Source organism: Alsobacter sp., from assembly GCF_059501845.1.
In genome coordinates, this window is sequence record NZ_JCACDK010000020.1 from 107,771 (window position 1) to 120,764 (window position 12,994).

Genomic DNA, 12,994 nt, shown 5'->3' on the forward strand with positions numbered 1-12,994 from the left:
TCCCCGGCAGACCGGAATGGATGCCCGGCACGTGGTGCAATTGCGACGGCGCAAAGCGTCGAAGATGCCTGTCTATCCTCCGCCACGCCGCCGCATCAAGAGATGGACAGCATCGCCTCGAACGGGATATTCCCGCGGTTGCGATCTAAGGTTGCAGACCGAGCGCTCTTCGGAGATGACGCCGGCTCCGGCGCTGCATCCCTTCTGGATGGTCGTTGCCGGCGCGAGCCCGACGAACGGAGACATGGCTGAGTGGCGACCCTGACGGAACAACGCGGCCTGGACGCGGCAGATGGCAGCTTCGCTTCGACGCTGCGCGTCCTCGCCCAGTCTCCGGAGTATCGCTCCTACGCCGACACGCGCGACTACGTGCTACGCCTCTTGGAGAGCGAGGGCGCGATGGCCGGCGATGCCCGCCCGAGCGGGTACTGGCAGGAGGAACTGGCCGGCTTCGACTACATGCTGGACGCCTCGCCTCTCCTCGTCCGCAAGCTTCGGCACCAGTGCTACCACCTCACCGGCCTGAAGGTTTACGACTACCGTACGCACGCAACCAAGTTCCGCGACAATTTCAAGACCCGGCTCGACATGCTGAAAGCGGTCGATCCCGCGGGCCTGCTGGTCCCGGAAGCCCGGGATCTCGGCGGCTTCGGGCACGAGATCGACGGAGAGCTCTACAATGTCGATACGCTGAAGTTCTACGAGGCGCTGATCGCGCTGGAACTGGGAGGGGTGCTGCCCGGGCTTCGCGAGGGACAGCGCAAGGTCGTCATCGAGATCGGGGCAGGGTGGGGCGGCTTTGCCCGGGCGCTGACGGCCAAGGTGCCGGGCGTCACCTACGTGATCGTCGACCTTCCACAGGTGCTGCTCTTCTCGGGCACCTATCTGAGCGCGCTTCGGCCCGACTGGAAGGTGTTCAAGACTGAGGCAGGTCACACGCTTCCGCCGGACCGGTATGGCGACTACGACCTTGTCCTGATCCCTCACTTCCTGTTTCCGCAGACGCCTCTCCCCGCGCTGGACCTTGCCGTCAACATGGTCTCGTTCCAGGAGATGACGAAAGCCCAGGTGGAAGGCTATGTGGAGCGGCTGCACGCTGCGGGCTGCCCCTATCTCTACAGCCTCAATCGTCCGAAATCGGCCTACAACCCCGAGATCGACGACGTGCTCGCCATTATGGAGCGCCGGTTCAGGGCCCAGGTGATCCCCGTTCTGGCCAGTTCCTACACGAAGTTCGATCCGTCGAAGCTGGCCTCGGCCAAGAACACGACCGACCGCAACGACTACCGGCACATCGTGGGTTGGCGAAAGGCATCGCCATGACGAGCGCCCCGCGCGTCGTGATCGGCGTCCCGCTCTACAACCATGAGAGCAAGCTGCGGGAGGCGCTGGACACCCTCCTGGGTCAGACCTATCGCGACTTTGCCGTGCTGCTCGTCGACGACGGCTCGACCGACGCCACGCCGGCGATCGCGGCAGAGTACGTCGCGCGCGACCCGCGTGTCTGCTTCGAGACCAATTCTCGACGCCTCGGCTACAACGGTAACGCCAGCCGGTGCTTCCGGCGGGCGAGGGAGCTCTTTCCCGCCACAGAGTTCTTCGCCTGGGGAAGCGACCACGACGTCTGGCATCCCCGCTGGCTGGACGTTCTCGTCCGCGAACTCGACGCCCATCCGAACGCCGTCCTGGCCTTCCCTGCGGCCTTCATCATCGACGAAACCGGCTATCCGGTCGCCCGCAAGGACATCAAGTTCGTTCCGTCGCGCGAGGACGCCCCCTTGCCGCGCATGCTCGCAGCCTTCTCGGGAATCCCGATGGGCAACGCCATTTACGGGCTCTTTCGCGCCGCGAGCCTCGAGAAGGTCCCCGTGCTGCGCCCGCACCTTCTCCCCGATCGGCTTCTCCTCACCGAATTGGCCTTGCTGGGCGAGGTTCGGCCGGTCCGGCAATACCTGTTCTACCGCCGATATCGCAGCCTGTTCTCGACGCAGCGACAGATCCGCGCCTCGTTCGTCGACGGTGTGCCGCTCTACGCGCGCCTTCCCTGGTGGCTGAGCCACAGCGCAGCGCTGTTCCGCAGCTACGTGGCGGCTCCCTCCAAGGAGGCCCCGATCGATCGCGTCACAGGGCTTAAGGTCGCGGGATCCTACCTCGCCCTCGGCATCGGTCACGATGTCAGCCGGGCAAGGCGGCTGGCGCGCAAGGCCTATCGCGAGCGGCTGAAACAGGCCAAATCCGTCCTCGCCCGAAAAATGCCGCGGTCTCTCAAGAGCGCGGCGCGGACCCTTGCGTCGCCCCGCCGCTGACGGCCCAGCGCCATGCGAGTCCTCCTGGTCCTCCAGTACCCCGGCTATCTCCGCTACTTCGACAGTGTCGTCGCCGAACTCGTTGCGCGGGGGCACGAGGTGCGGCTGATCTTCGACCGCATCGACAAGCAGACGGAAGGCCTCGCCGCGCTGGAGAACGCGCCGGCACAGGTTGTGGTCGACCGGCAGAACTTCCCTCGCCGGAACGACCGCTGGAAGCCGCTGGCGCAGGCCCTGCGGGGCACGGTCGATTATCTGCGCTACCTCGACCCGCTTTACGCCAACTCACCGTATCTGCGGCACAGGATCGACCATCTCGTCCCGCGCGGGCTCGGTTTCCTGAAGCGCATGGGCCCGCTGCCCAAGCCGGTCGCGGTGGCGGCATTGCGCGGGGCGGCGGCGCTCGAGCGCGTGATCCCAAGTTCGGCGCGCGTCGAGGCGAAGCTGCGCCAGCATGCGCCGGACCTCGTCGTGGTGTCGCCGCTCGTCAACCCGCGCTCCTGGCAGACGGACGTGGTGAAGTCGGCCAAGGCGCTCGGCATCCCGGTCGCGCTTGCCGTGGGCAGCTGGGACCACCTGACCTCCAAAGGGTACATCCGCGCTCTCCCTGACCGCATCTTCGTCTGGAACGAGACACAGAGGGAGGAGGCCTTCACGCTGCATGCGGTGCCGCGGGAGAGGGTCGTCGTCACCGGCGCGCAACCCTTCGAGAAGTGGTTCGGCCGCAATCCGAAGCGCAGCCGCGAGGCCTTCCTCGAGATGGTGGGGCTGCGACCGGACAAGCCCTTCGTGTTGTTCACGGGATCGACGGCCTCCATCAGCCGCCCGGATACGGAGATCGCCTTTCTGCGCCGCTGGGTGGAGGCAATCCGGTCGAGCGGAGATCCTGCTCTTGCGGATGTCGGCCTGCTCATCCGGCCGCACCCTTACAACAGCGCCCACTGGGAAGGCGCTGACTTCGAGGGGCTCGGCAACACGGTCGTCTTCCCCCGCACGGGCATGAACATCGTCGCCGAGGACAATCGCGAGATCTACCTGGAGTCGATCGCCTACAGCGCTGCGGTTGTGGGCATCAACACCAGCGCCATGGTGGAGGCCACCATCTTTGGCAAGCCTGTGCTGACGGTGCGAGACCCGGTGTTTGCCGACACGCAGGACGGCACGGTGCACTTCAAGTACCTGCTGCCGGAGAATGGCGGCTTTCTGCTGGTCGCGCCGACGCTGGAGGAACACGTCCGTCAGCTGGCCGGTGCGCTGGCCGATCCGGCAGCACGCCAGCCGATCCTGGAGCGTTTCGTCCGCAGCTTCCTTCGCCCGGACCCCGACCGCAGCGCCACGCAGACGCTGGTGGATGGGCTGGAGGACCTGGCCGCGCGTCGTCCCGCGGCCAAGGTACGGCCCGGCGGCGGTACTCAGGCCGCCGGGACGCCGCTCACGCCGGCGGACGGGCGTTGACGTAGACGTCGCGCAGGTCGGAGTAGACGTCGAGCGCCTCGGTGCCGGGTTCGCGGGTGCCGTTGCCGGAGGCCTTCACGCCGCCGAAGGGCATGTGCGGCTCCGAGCCGTGCGTGCCGCCGTTCACCACCGCCACGCCTGCCTGGACCCGGTCGCAGAAGGCGAGCGCCCGGTCGAGGTCGCGGGTGTGGATGGAAGCCGTGAGGCCGTAGGGCGAAGCGTTGGCCAGCGCCACGGCCTCCTCGAATCCCTTGACCCGGTAGACCGCCGTGATGGGCCCAAAGAGCTCCCGGCCCGAGATCTCGGCGGCGGGATCGACGCCCGCGAGAATGGTGGGCTCGACATAGAAGCCGGAGGCAAGGTCGGGCGCGGACGAGCGCTTGCCGCCGGTGAGCACCTTCGCTCCCTCCGCCACGGCCGCGTCCACCGCCGCCAGCATGCCCGTCAACTGGCGCTCGTTGATGACGGGGCCGAGGTCGCAGTCATCGCCGACGCCCAGCTTCAGGGTCTTCGCCGCCGCGACGAAGGCCTCGACGAAGCGGTCATGGACCGCATCGAACACGATCATGCGGCTCCCGGCCGCGCAGCGCTGCCCGGCATTGGAGAAGGCGGCGAGACAGGCCCAGCGCACGGCATTGTCGATGTCGGCATCGTCGCAGACGACGAGCGGGTTCTTGCCGCCGAGCTCCAGCGACACCTTCTTCATGCGGCGCCCGGCACTCTCGGCGATCAGCCGCCCGACGCGGGTCGAGCCGGTAAAGCTGATGACGTCGAGCCCGTCATGCTCGACGAGCGCCCATCCCGCCTCTTGGCCGTAGCCGTGCACGACATTGAGCAGGCCTTTCGGCAGTCCCGCTTCCTCGCCCAGCTTCGCCAGGAACAGGCTGGACACCGGAGTGTCCTCGGCCGTCTTCAGCACGACGCCATTGCCGCATATGAGCGCCGGGAACACCTTCCAGGCGAAGTTGGGAGCGGGTGTATTGGCGGCAATGACAAGGCCTGCGACACCGCAAGGGCGGCGCACCGTCATGGCCCAGCGCCCGGCCATGCCGCTGGTCATGGTGCGGCCGAAGAGGCGCTGGCCCTCGCCGGCAAAGAAGCGCGCGCATTGCACGGCGGCCCCTGTCTCGCCGCGAGCGTCCGGCAGGCGCTTTCCCGCCTCGGCCGCGACGATGGCAGAGAGCTCCTCTGCGTGCTGCTCGATCAGGTTGGCATAGCGGTGCAGCACGGCGCCGCGCTGCACGCCCGGCGTCGCAGCCCAGGTGGCCTGTGCCGCGCGGGCGGACGCCACCGCCCGGTCCACGTCCGCGGCGTCCGAGCGGGCGGCCCGCGTCAGCTCCGCTCCGTCATGCGGGTTCAGCACGGGAAGCCAGCCAAGGCCCCCCGGAGCGTCTTCGCCGCCGATCAGGTTCTCGACGCGCGTCGGGATGGAGGCTGGCATGGCTGCGTCCCCGGTAACTGTGGAGGGGAGGGGCCCCTCAGATGGCGGTGAAGCCGCCGTCGATGGTGATGGTGGAGCCCGACATGTAGGCCGAGGCATCCGACATCAGGTAGACCATGGCGCCGGTGTAATCCGCGGGAGATGCCATGCGCCCCAGCGGCACCTTCGGCAGGTAGCCCTTCAGGAAGGCGGGATCCTGGTTGTTGAAGACGCCGGCCAGCGTGAGGATGTTGACCCTCACCTGCTGCTTCGCCCAGTACACGGCCAGATACCGGGTGAGATTGTAGAGCGCCGACTTCGAGATGCTGTAGGTCGCGGGCTTGAAGAAGGTCTCGCCCCGCTCGCGGCGGTACTCGTAGAGGTTCTGGTCCGGCGAGAGCACGCCGTAGATCGAGCCGATATTGGCGATGGATCCCCGCCCGGCCTTGGCCATGGCACCGCCGAACACCTGGCTCGCCAACACCACGCCCTTCACGTTGACGTCCATCACCCGCTGGAAACCAGCCTCGTCGAGATCCTCGAACGGGCCATTGTCGGCGGCGGCGGCATCGGGCGGGCTGTCGATGGCCGCATTGTTGACGAGGCCGAAGGGCGTCTCCCAGCTTCTCGTTACGGCAGCCAGCGCGTCTGCCAGCGACGCCCTGCTCGTCACGTCGGCCTGCACCGGCATGACGCGGTCGTGGAAAGCGGGCTCCAGCAGCCCGCCAAGGCTGGGATCGAAGCCGGAGGGAACGACCCGATCCAGCACCGCGACGCGCGCGCCATGCCGCGCGAGCTCGGCCGAGAAGTTGCGGCCGAGCTGGCCGAAGCCACCGGTGACGACGACCACGCGCCCGGAGAGGTCGAACAGCCCAGCCACGTCAGGCGACGAGCGAAGGCGTCAGCAGCTCGTCCTCGGCCACGGCGCGCTTCAGCACCTTGCCGATGATCTGGTCCGTCTCGAACGGGCGTAGCGTCTCGGCCGTGATCTTGCGGCCGACGGGGATTTTGAAGGCGAGATGCTCCTCGCCGATCCGTGTGCCTTCCGGCAGGTCGCGGACCGCAACGACGCGCTTCACCATTTTGCTCAGCGGCGACGTCTCGGACGGGTACGGCCGCTTGATGCCGTCTCCCAGCGAAATGCGCGTGCGCTCGAGGTCGCGGACGACGCGGCGCAGGCCGCTCGGTTCCAGCGAAAAGGCCTGGTCCGTGCCCTTCCAGGTGCGGTTGAGCGTGAAGTGCTTCTCGAACACGCGGGCGCCGAGCATGTAGCCGACGAGCGGCATGGCGATGCCGCTGTCATGCGAGGAGAAGCCGATGATGATGTCGGGGAACTCGCGCTCGAAGGTCTCGATGACCTTGAGGTTGAGCTCTTCATGCGCCGGCGGATACCCCGAGGTGCACTGCATGATGCAAAGGTTCGGGTTGATCGGCATGATCGTCTCATAGGCGCGGCGCACCTCGTCCAGCGTGCCTCCGCCGGTCGAGACGATGATCGGCTTGCCGTAGCCGGCGACCTGCTTCAGCAGACGAAGGTTTGTCAGGTCGCCGGAGGCGATCTTGTAGGCCTGGACGCCGAGGCGCTCCAGCATCTCGCCCGACGAGCTGTCGAAGGCCGTGGAGAAGAACAGCAGGCCGAGCGACTCGGCATACTTCTTCAGCTCGGTGTACTGCTCGTCGTTGAACTCCAGCTTGTCGCGATGCTCGCCATAGGTCGGCGCATACGCGTTCTCGCTGTCGTAATGGCTGTCGTACATTTCCTTGGTGAAGAGCGCCTTGTTGTCGCGCTTCTGGATCTTCACCGCATCGGCGCCGACCTCGGCCGCAGCCTTGAAGATGGCCTTGCACTTCTCGATGTCGCCCTGGTGGTTGTGGCCCACCTCGGCGATCACGAAGGACGGGCTGTCCTTGGTGACGACCTTGCCGCCGATCCTGAATTCGCGTGCCATGACGACCTCGTCCCGTGCCGGCCTCTACAACTTCTGGTCGGCATAAGAGGGTGAAGACTAAAGATCAAGGTCGGCGCGCAAAGTTAACGCGAGCGACCCTGGGGGGACTGCTCCAAACGCGGCGGCCGGTCAGTGCCGCGTCGCGAGGAAGCTCCCGAGGCTTTCCGCGATACCAGCAGCGTCGAGACCCAGAAGCGCGAGAACCTCGTCGTTCCGGCCGGACGGCGGCACGTCCTCGAGCCCCAGCGACAGGATGCGCGGCATCCGTGCGGGGTTGGCCGCGGCGAGTGCCGCGAGCACGTGCTGGCCCTGTCCGCCCAGGCGAAAGTGGTTGTCGAGGGTGATAATGGCAGGGGTTCGCTCTGCCAGAGCCTTGGCCCAGCCCGAATCGACCACGTTGAGCCAGGGCAGGTTGACCACTTCCACCTCGATGCCCTGGGCCGACAGGCGCTCGGCCGCTCCCAGCGCCTCGGCAACCATCACGAGGCCGGACGTGACAATGGTCGCGTCCTTGCCCCCGCGCACGGTCACGCCGGTGCCCCTGCGCGGCGTGTAGCCATCCGGCAGTCGCACGGCCGTGGGCCAGGGTACGGAAACGAGCCGGAGGAAGCTCGGTCCGTCATGTTCGGCCAGGCACCAGCGCAGGAGCGGCCCGACCTCGTCGGGATGGCAGGGCTCGACCATGACCAGGTTCGGAATGCCGCCGACGGCCGAGATCTCGCGCACGCTCTGGTGCGAGTGGCCGGGGCCGGCAGGCACGACGCCGGAAAGGCCGCCGACATAGACGATGCGCGTGCCCTCGGTGGCGTTGTTGTAGATCTGCTCGTTCGGCCGCGTGGAGAGGAAGCACGAGAAGGAATGCACGACGGGCGTGAGCCCCTTGAGCGCCATGCCGCCTGCCTGGCTCACCATGTCCTGCTCGGCGATGCCGCACTCGACATAGCGCTCCGGGAAACGCTGGGCGAAGTTCAAAAGCCCCATGTCGAGGGCGAGGTCGGCGTCGAGCGCGATGATGCTCTTGTCCGCCTCCGCCGCGGCCTCCAGCGCGGCCGAATAGGCCGGGAAGAGGCGCTGCGCTCCGGCAGGGGCCGGCGCCACGGTCGGCCGCTCGGTCTTCTCGACCTGCACCGGCTCGATGTTGATGGCGGCGCAGCGGCGGGCGAGGCGGGCCTCGATCTCCTCCACGGCGAGCCGGTACTCGTCGGCCTTCGGCGCGCCGGAGTGGTAGCGGAACATCTCGACGTCGCTGTCGATCGAGGTGCCCTCCATGAAGGACACGCCCTTGCCCTTCACCGTGTCGGCGATGACGACCTTCGGCTTGTCCGTGATCTCCGCCAGCATGCGGAAGGTGTGGGCCAGCGCGACCGGGTCGTTTCCGTCGATGCGAACGGCGTGGAAGCCGAAGGCGGTGAACTTCGCAACGAGGTCGCCGAGATCGGACGTGCGGGCGACCGCGAAGTCCGACTGGAACTTGTTGTGGTCGACCACGACCGTCAGATCGGCGAGTTTAGCATTGGCGGCCGAGACCAGCGACTCCCAGATCTGCCCTTCCTGCAACTCGCCGTCGCCCGTCATGACGAAGACGCGTCCGCTCTTCCCGGCGAGCCTGTTGGCCGCCAGCATGCCCTTGGCCTTGGAGATTCCCATGCCGAGCGAACCGGTGTTGGTCACGAGGCCCGGGATCGAGATGTCGGGATGCCCGGGCAGGCCGCCGAGCCGTCTCAGCCCGTGCAGCTTGTCCTCCGGCAGCACGCCGGTGGCGATCAGCACCGCGTAGAGCGCCGGAGCGTCATGGCCCTTGGAGGAAAAGAACACGTCACCCTTGCCGAGTTCGCTCAGATAGAGGTGCGTGATCACGTCGAGCGAGGAGAAGGACGAGCCGATATGGCCCGAGCCCGCCTTGGCGATCATGTAGAGCGCGTTGAGCCGCGCCATGTCGGCGGCGAGCGCGATCACTTCGGCCGGAGCGGCATTGGCGTTTCGCACGCGGTCGAACTCGCGCTTGCCGATGTAGTAGAGTTCGGTCTCGACGACGTCGCCGATCAGATCGCCCACATGTCTCTCCTTGCAGCCTGGCGGGTCAGCGGAGGCTGAACACGGCCGGATCGAGCTGGATTGCCGGGCGATCCACCGGCGGCAGAACGGCCTCGCCGCGCGCCAGCAGGTGGGTCGCGTACCACCAGTCCTTCTCGTTGTTGATGTCGAGGCCCTCGTCTCCCTGGGTGAGGAAGGGCAGCATGATCGTCCCCGCGATGGTGCCCTTCTCCAGGGCCGTGCGCGTCCATGCGATCTCGAGGCTCGCGTTCTGGACGAAGACGGTGGGCAGCGAGGCATATTGCTGGCTGTGCCAGGGCAGGTCCTCGGGGGTGAGCGGCATCAGGGGCAGCAGCCGGTCGCCGCGGATCACCCACATCTTGCCCGGGTGCTGCTCGACCTTCTCCACCGCGCGCAGCGAATCGATGCCCTCGGCCGCACAAAAGGCCGCGAAGGCCCGCCGGATGGTCTCGGCCTTCCGGAAGGGGGAGGTGGGCCGCAGGATGCTGAAAGCCTCGAAGGGCTCGCCCTCGTCCTGCAGTCGCTGCAACGTGTAGCGGATCCATTCGATGTCGGGCGAGGTGTCGCCGCTGAACTCGGGCGGGCGCAGGAACGGAACATCGGCCCCGTAGTGGCGGGCCACCTCGGCATAAAGCTCCGAATCGGTCGACACGATCACGCGCGAGAACACGCCGGAGTCGATGGCCGAGCGGATCGAATAGGCGAGTGCCGGATGACCCGCGAGGTCGCGGATGTTCTTGTGCGGCACGCGCTTGGAGCCGGACCGCGCAGGGATCAGCGCGACGCTGAGGGGAGGGGTCATCGGGTTCAACCGAGAGTTGTGACAGGCGGGGCTATAGCCGATCGCGCATCCCGCGCCAATCCGGGGCTCTCCCTCATGGCGCGGGAGGCTTGCTCCGCGCCGGGATTGCCCCTACCAGCGGCGCGTGTCCGCCGCCCGATCTCTCCTCGGCCGTGTCCCCGGCTTCGGCCTTGCCCGCCTGCTGCGCCTGAACGTGCTGGCGCGCGGGAGCGCGCACCAGCATCTGGAAAACTTCGCGGGCCGTGAGCGCCCGCCGCTCGCGCCGGGCGCGAAGCGCGTGTTGATGGCCACCAATATCGGCGGCCAGTTCGCCCTGGCCGGGATCGACAGGATGCTGGCGCTGACGCTATGCGAGCGCGGCGCGTCCGTGACGAGCGTCCTGTGCGACGCTGTGCTGCCGGCGTGCCAGATGTGCGAGATATCGCTTGTCGGCGGACCGGAGAGTATGGCTGCCAAGGGCCCACCGGCGCTGCTGTGCTCCTACTGCCATCCGCCGGCCCAAACGCGGCTGGAGGCTCTGTCGCTGCCGGTCGTCAGGCTCGGCGACGTGCTGACGGAGGACGACAGGCGCGAGGCCGCGTCGATTGCCGCAAGGACTCCGCCGCAGGAAGTGCCTCACCTCGTCTGGGGCGGCATGGCGGTCGGCGAGCATGCCTCGGCCGGCGCGCTGCGCTTCTTCGCCAAGGGCTCCCTCGCCGACGAGCCGGCCGGTCCCGCCGTCCTGCGCCGCTATGTGGAAGCCACCATTCTCGCCGCCCGCGCCTATGAGCGGCTGATCGAGCGGGAGAAGCCTGACGTCGTCGTCGCCCATCACGGCATCTACACGCCGCAGGGGGCAGTCAACCTTGTCGCCCGCAAGGCGGGCGTGCGGCTGGTGACGTGGAACCCCGCCTACCGCAAGCACTGCTTTATTTTCAGCCACGACGACACGTACCATCACACGCTCATTGACGAGGACCAGTCACGCTGGGCGGACAAGCCGCTGACGCCTGAGCAGCGCGAGCGCATTTCCTCCTACCTGGCCAGCCGCCGGGAAGGCGGAGCCGACTGGATCCGCTTCCACAAGGATCCCGACTACGCCGCCTCACAGGACATTGCGCGCTTCGGCCTCGACCCGGCCAAGCCGCTCGTTGTCGCCTATACGAACGTGTTCTGGGACGCGCAGCTGCACTACCCCCGCAACGCCTTCGCCAGCCAGCGCGAGTGGCTGGTCGAGACGATCCGCTGGTTCGCTGGACGTTCGGACCTGCAACTGCTGATCCGCATCCACCCCGCCGAAATCTCCGGAAACCCGCGATCGCGCCAGCTGGCGCAGGACGCGATCCGCGAGGTGTTCCCGGAGCTCCCGCCCAATGTGGCCGTGATCGGCCCGGAGAGCCCGGTGTCTTCTTACGTGCTGGCTGAGATGGCCGACAGCGTGATCATCTTCGCGACGAAGATGGGCGTTGAGCTCTCGGCGACGGGCAAGGTCGTGATCGTCGCGGGCGAGGCCTGGGTCCGCAACAAAGGCATCACCCGCGACGCCGCGTCGCGTGAGCACTATTTCGAGCTGCTCGGCCACTTGCCGGTGCGCGGCGGGCTCGACGAGGCGACCAGGGAGCGCGCGCTCGCCTACGCCTACCACTTCTTCATGCGCCGGATGATCGAGCTGCCCTTCGTGCAGCCAGATCCGGGCCCGAGGCGCTTTACGATCGCGCTTGAAAGCGTCGACGGTCTGAAGCCCGGGTTTAGTCCCGGCCTCGATGCTGTCTGTGACGGGATCCTGGAAGGCGCGCCGTTCGAGATGCCGGAGTAGGCGTCAGCCGAGGGCCACCTGCTCGAGGCGCTTCAGGAAGACCTGCATGCTCAGGGGTTCTCGCGTCAGCGCAATCCCCCGGCGAAGCTGCTGAAGCAGAACCGGCTCGGCCGAAAGCCTCCGCAACACAGCCGCGAACGCGCCGGGGGTCGCTGCCTCGGCGACGAGGCCGGTCACGCCATGCTCGACTTGCTCCCTCAAGCCTCCAACCGGAGTCGCGAACATCGGCATCGTGGCCGCAAGGGCGAGGCCGGCCACGCCGGACTGGCTCGCCTCGACATAGGGAAGCAGCATCGCGTCATGCGTCGCACAGAGCCGCGCGATTTCGGCTTCGTCCAGCCAGTGATTTCGGACGTTCGCGCCGAGCGCCGCCAACCGAGGAGCCAGCGCCGACAGATCGCCTTCGCCGGCCACTGTCAGCGGGAACCTGAGCCCCTCCGGCGCGAGGCTTTCGAGGGCACCCACGGCAAGGTCCAGCCCCTTGTAGGGCATGATGCGGCCGACGAAGAGCAGGCGCGGTAGCTCCCCGGCCTTCCTTTCAACGCGGCCCGTGTCCGGGTCGGTGCCCACCACGGGATGGAACAGGGTGGTGATCTTCGCCGACGGCATCCCCGACGCAACGAGGCTTTCGGTGACATGACCGCTTAGCGTGACGATCCTGTCCGCGTACGCAGCATCCCGCATCAGCCAGCGGTTCAGCTTGGCCGTCGGATCGCCGGGATGGGGAGCGGCGTCGTGCACGATGCTGACCGTGCGGACGCCCTGCCGCTTCAGGCCTGGCGTGACGAGTGGTGACCACACGTGAGGCATCATGGTCACCATCGCGCGCGTCCCCGTCTTGGCGACATGACGCGACAGATCCCTCCTGAGCGCCAGGAGCCGGTCGACGCGAACGAACGCCTCCCAGCTCCGGTCGAACGTCCCCACGGGGAGGATCGGCACCCCTGTCTTTGCAATAAGGCCGTACAGCTCATTGGAGGTGGATATGGACAGCGCCGTTCCCGTGTCGTGTCCATCCGCGGAGAGTCGGGCGATATCGAGCATCCAGCGCGCCAGCGCGCCGCGGCGCCCCCAATAGGCGAGAAGCATCACCGCCATGCGCTCCCGCAACGCCGCTCCGGGCGCGCTGCGACAGCCAGATGAAACTCAACCATTTGCGAGCCGTTGTAAGCTGAACAACTCATTCCGTTGCCGTTCAGGTTCCGCAACCTA

General features: G+C 67.4%; 10 protein-coding genes. 4 read left to right on the forward strand and 6 right to left on the reverse strand.

Annotated features, from left to right (window positions below; all coding sequences use genetic code 11):
- Nucleotides 1-252 precede the first annotated feature (252 nt).
- From AC5JCN_RS24920 to AC5JCN_RS24930, 3 genes are read left to right on the forward strand one after another with little or no spacing between them, the layout of a single operon-like run.
- Nucleotides 253-1,323: a putative sugar O-methyltransferase gene (locus AC5JCN_RS24920; RefSeq protein ID WP_495757840.1), complete on the forward strand. Its 1,071-nt coding sequence runs from the start codon at nucleotides 253-255 to the stop codon at nucleotides 1,321-1,323.
- On the forward strand, nucleotides 1,320-2,306 hold the full coding sequence (locus AC5JCN_RS24925) for a glycosyltransferase family 2 protein (protein WP_495757841.1): 987 nt from the start codon (nucleotides 1,320-1,322) through the stop codon (nucleotides 2,304-2,306). The genes AC5JCN_RS24920 and AC5JCN_RS24925 overlap by 4 nt, the downstream gene beginning before the upstream one ends.
- A 12-nt stretch (nucleotides 2,307-2,318) precedes the next feature.
- A complete protein-coding gene (locus tag AC5JCN_RS24930) occupies nucleotides 2,319-3,761 on the forward strand; it encodes a glycosyltransferase family protein (protein WP_495757842.1) in 1,443 nt (480 codons plus the stop codon).
- Here AC5JCN_RS24930 and AC5JCN_RS24935 read toward each other — a convergent pair.
- The 5 genes from AC5JCN_RS24935 to AC5JCN_RS24955 all read right to left on the reverse strand — a co-directional run bounded on the left by AC5JCN_RS24935 (nucleotide 3,739) and on the right by AC5JCN_RS24955 (nucleotide 9,987).
- A complete protein-coding gene (locus AC5JCN_RS24935) occupies nucleotides 3,739-5,202 on the reverse strand; it encodes an aldehyde dehydrogenase family protein (RefSeq protein ID WP_495757843.1) in 1,464 nt (487 codons plus the stop codon). The two genes, AC5JCN_RS24930 and AC5JCN_RS24935, sit on opposite strands and share 23 nt — an antisense overlap.
- 37 nt (nucleotides 5,203-5,239) lie before the next feature.
- Complete coding sequence (locus AC5JCN_RS24940; RefSeq protein WP_495757844.1) at nucleotides 5,240-6,061, reverse strand: SDR family oxidoreductase; 822 nt, start codon at nucleotides 6,059-6,061, stop codon at nucleotides 5,240-5,242.
- Nucleotide 6,062: 1 nt separating this feature from the next.
- On the reverse strand, nucleotides 6,063-7,130 hold the full coding sequence (locus AC5JCN_RS24945; RefSeq protein ID WP_495757845.1) for an N-acetylneuraminate synthase family protein: 1,068 nt from the start codon (nucleotides 7,128-7,130) through the stop codon (nucleotides 6,063-6,065).
- Between the two features lie 129 nt (nucleotides 7,131-7,259).
- Nucleotides 7,260-9,185, reverse strand: a complete 1,926-nt coding sequence (locus tag AC5JCN_RS24950) for a thiamine pyrophosphate-binding protein (RefSeq protein ID WP_495757846.1) — start codon at nucleotides 9,183-9,185, stop codon at nucleotides 7,260-7,262.
- A gap of 25 nt (nucleotides 9,186-9,210) precedes the next feature.
- Nucleotides 9,211-9,987, reverse strand: coding sequence for an acylneuraminate cytidylyltransferase family protein (locus AC5JCN_RS24955; protein ID WP_495757847.1), 777 nt, complete (start codon nucleotides 9,985-9,987; stop codon nucleotides 9,211-9,213).
- A 124-nt stretch (nucleotides 9,988-10,111) separates the two neighbouring features.
- Between AC5JCN_RS24955 and AC5JCN_RS24960 the strand changes: the two genes are divergently transcribed.
- Nucleotides 10,112-11,782, forward strand: coding sequence for a capsular polysaccharide export protein, LipB/KpsS family (locus tag AC5JCN_RS24960; protein ID WP_495757848.1), 1,671 nt, complete (start codon nucleotides 10,112-10,114; stop codon nucleotides 11,780-11,782).
- 3 nt (nucleotides 11,783-11,785) lie between these two features.
- Here AC5JCN_RS24960 and AC5JCN_RS24965 read toward each other — a convergent pair whose 3' ends face one another.
- Complete coding sequence (locus AC5JCN_RS24965) at nucleotides 11,786-12,880, reverse strand: glycosyltransferase family 4 protein (RefSeq protein WP_495757849.1); 1,095 nt, start codon at nucleotides 12,878-12,880, stop codon at nucleotides 11,786-11,788.
- Nucleotides 12,881-12,994 lie beyond the last annotated feature (114 nt).

Bases quoted from the DNA above. Each gene is read 5' to 3' on its own strand.
- AC5JCN_RS24945 (WP_495757845.1), bottom strand. From the start codon at position 7,130: ATGGCACGCGAATTCAGGATCGGCGGCAAGGTCGTCACCAAGGACAGC.
- AC5JCN_RS24935 (WP_495757843.1), bottom strand. From the start codon at position 5,202: ATGCCAGCCTCCATCCCGACGCGCGTCGAGAACCTGATCGGCGGCGAA.
- AC5JCN_RS24955 (WP_495757847.1), bottom strand. From the start codon at position 9,987: ATGACCCCTCCCCTCAGCGTCGCGCTGATCCCTGCGCGGTCCGGCTCC.
- AC5JCN_RS24965 (WP_495757849.1), bottom strand. From the start codon at position 12,880: ATGGCGGTGATGCTTCTCGCCTATTGGGGGCGCCGCGGCGCGCTGGCG.
- AC5JCN_RS24930 (WP_495757842.1), top strand. From the start codon at position 2,319: ATGCGAGTCCTCCTGGTCCTCCAGTACCCCGGCTATCTCCGCTACTTC.
- AC5JCN_RS24925 (WP_495757841.1), top strand. From the start codon at position 1,320: ATGACGAGCGCCCCGCGCGTCGTGATCGGCGTCCCGCTCTACAACCAT.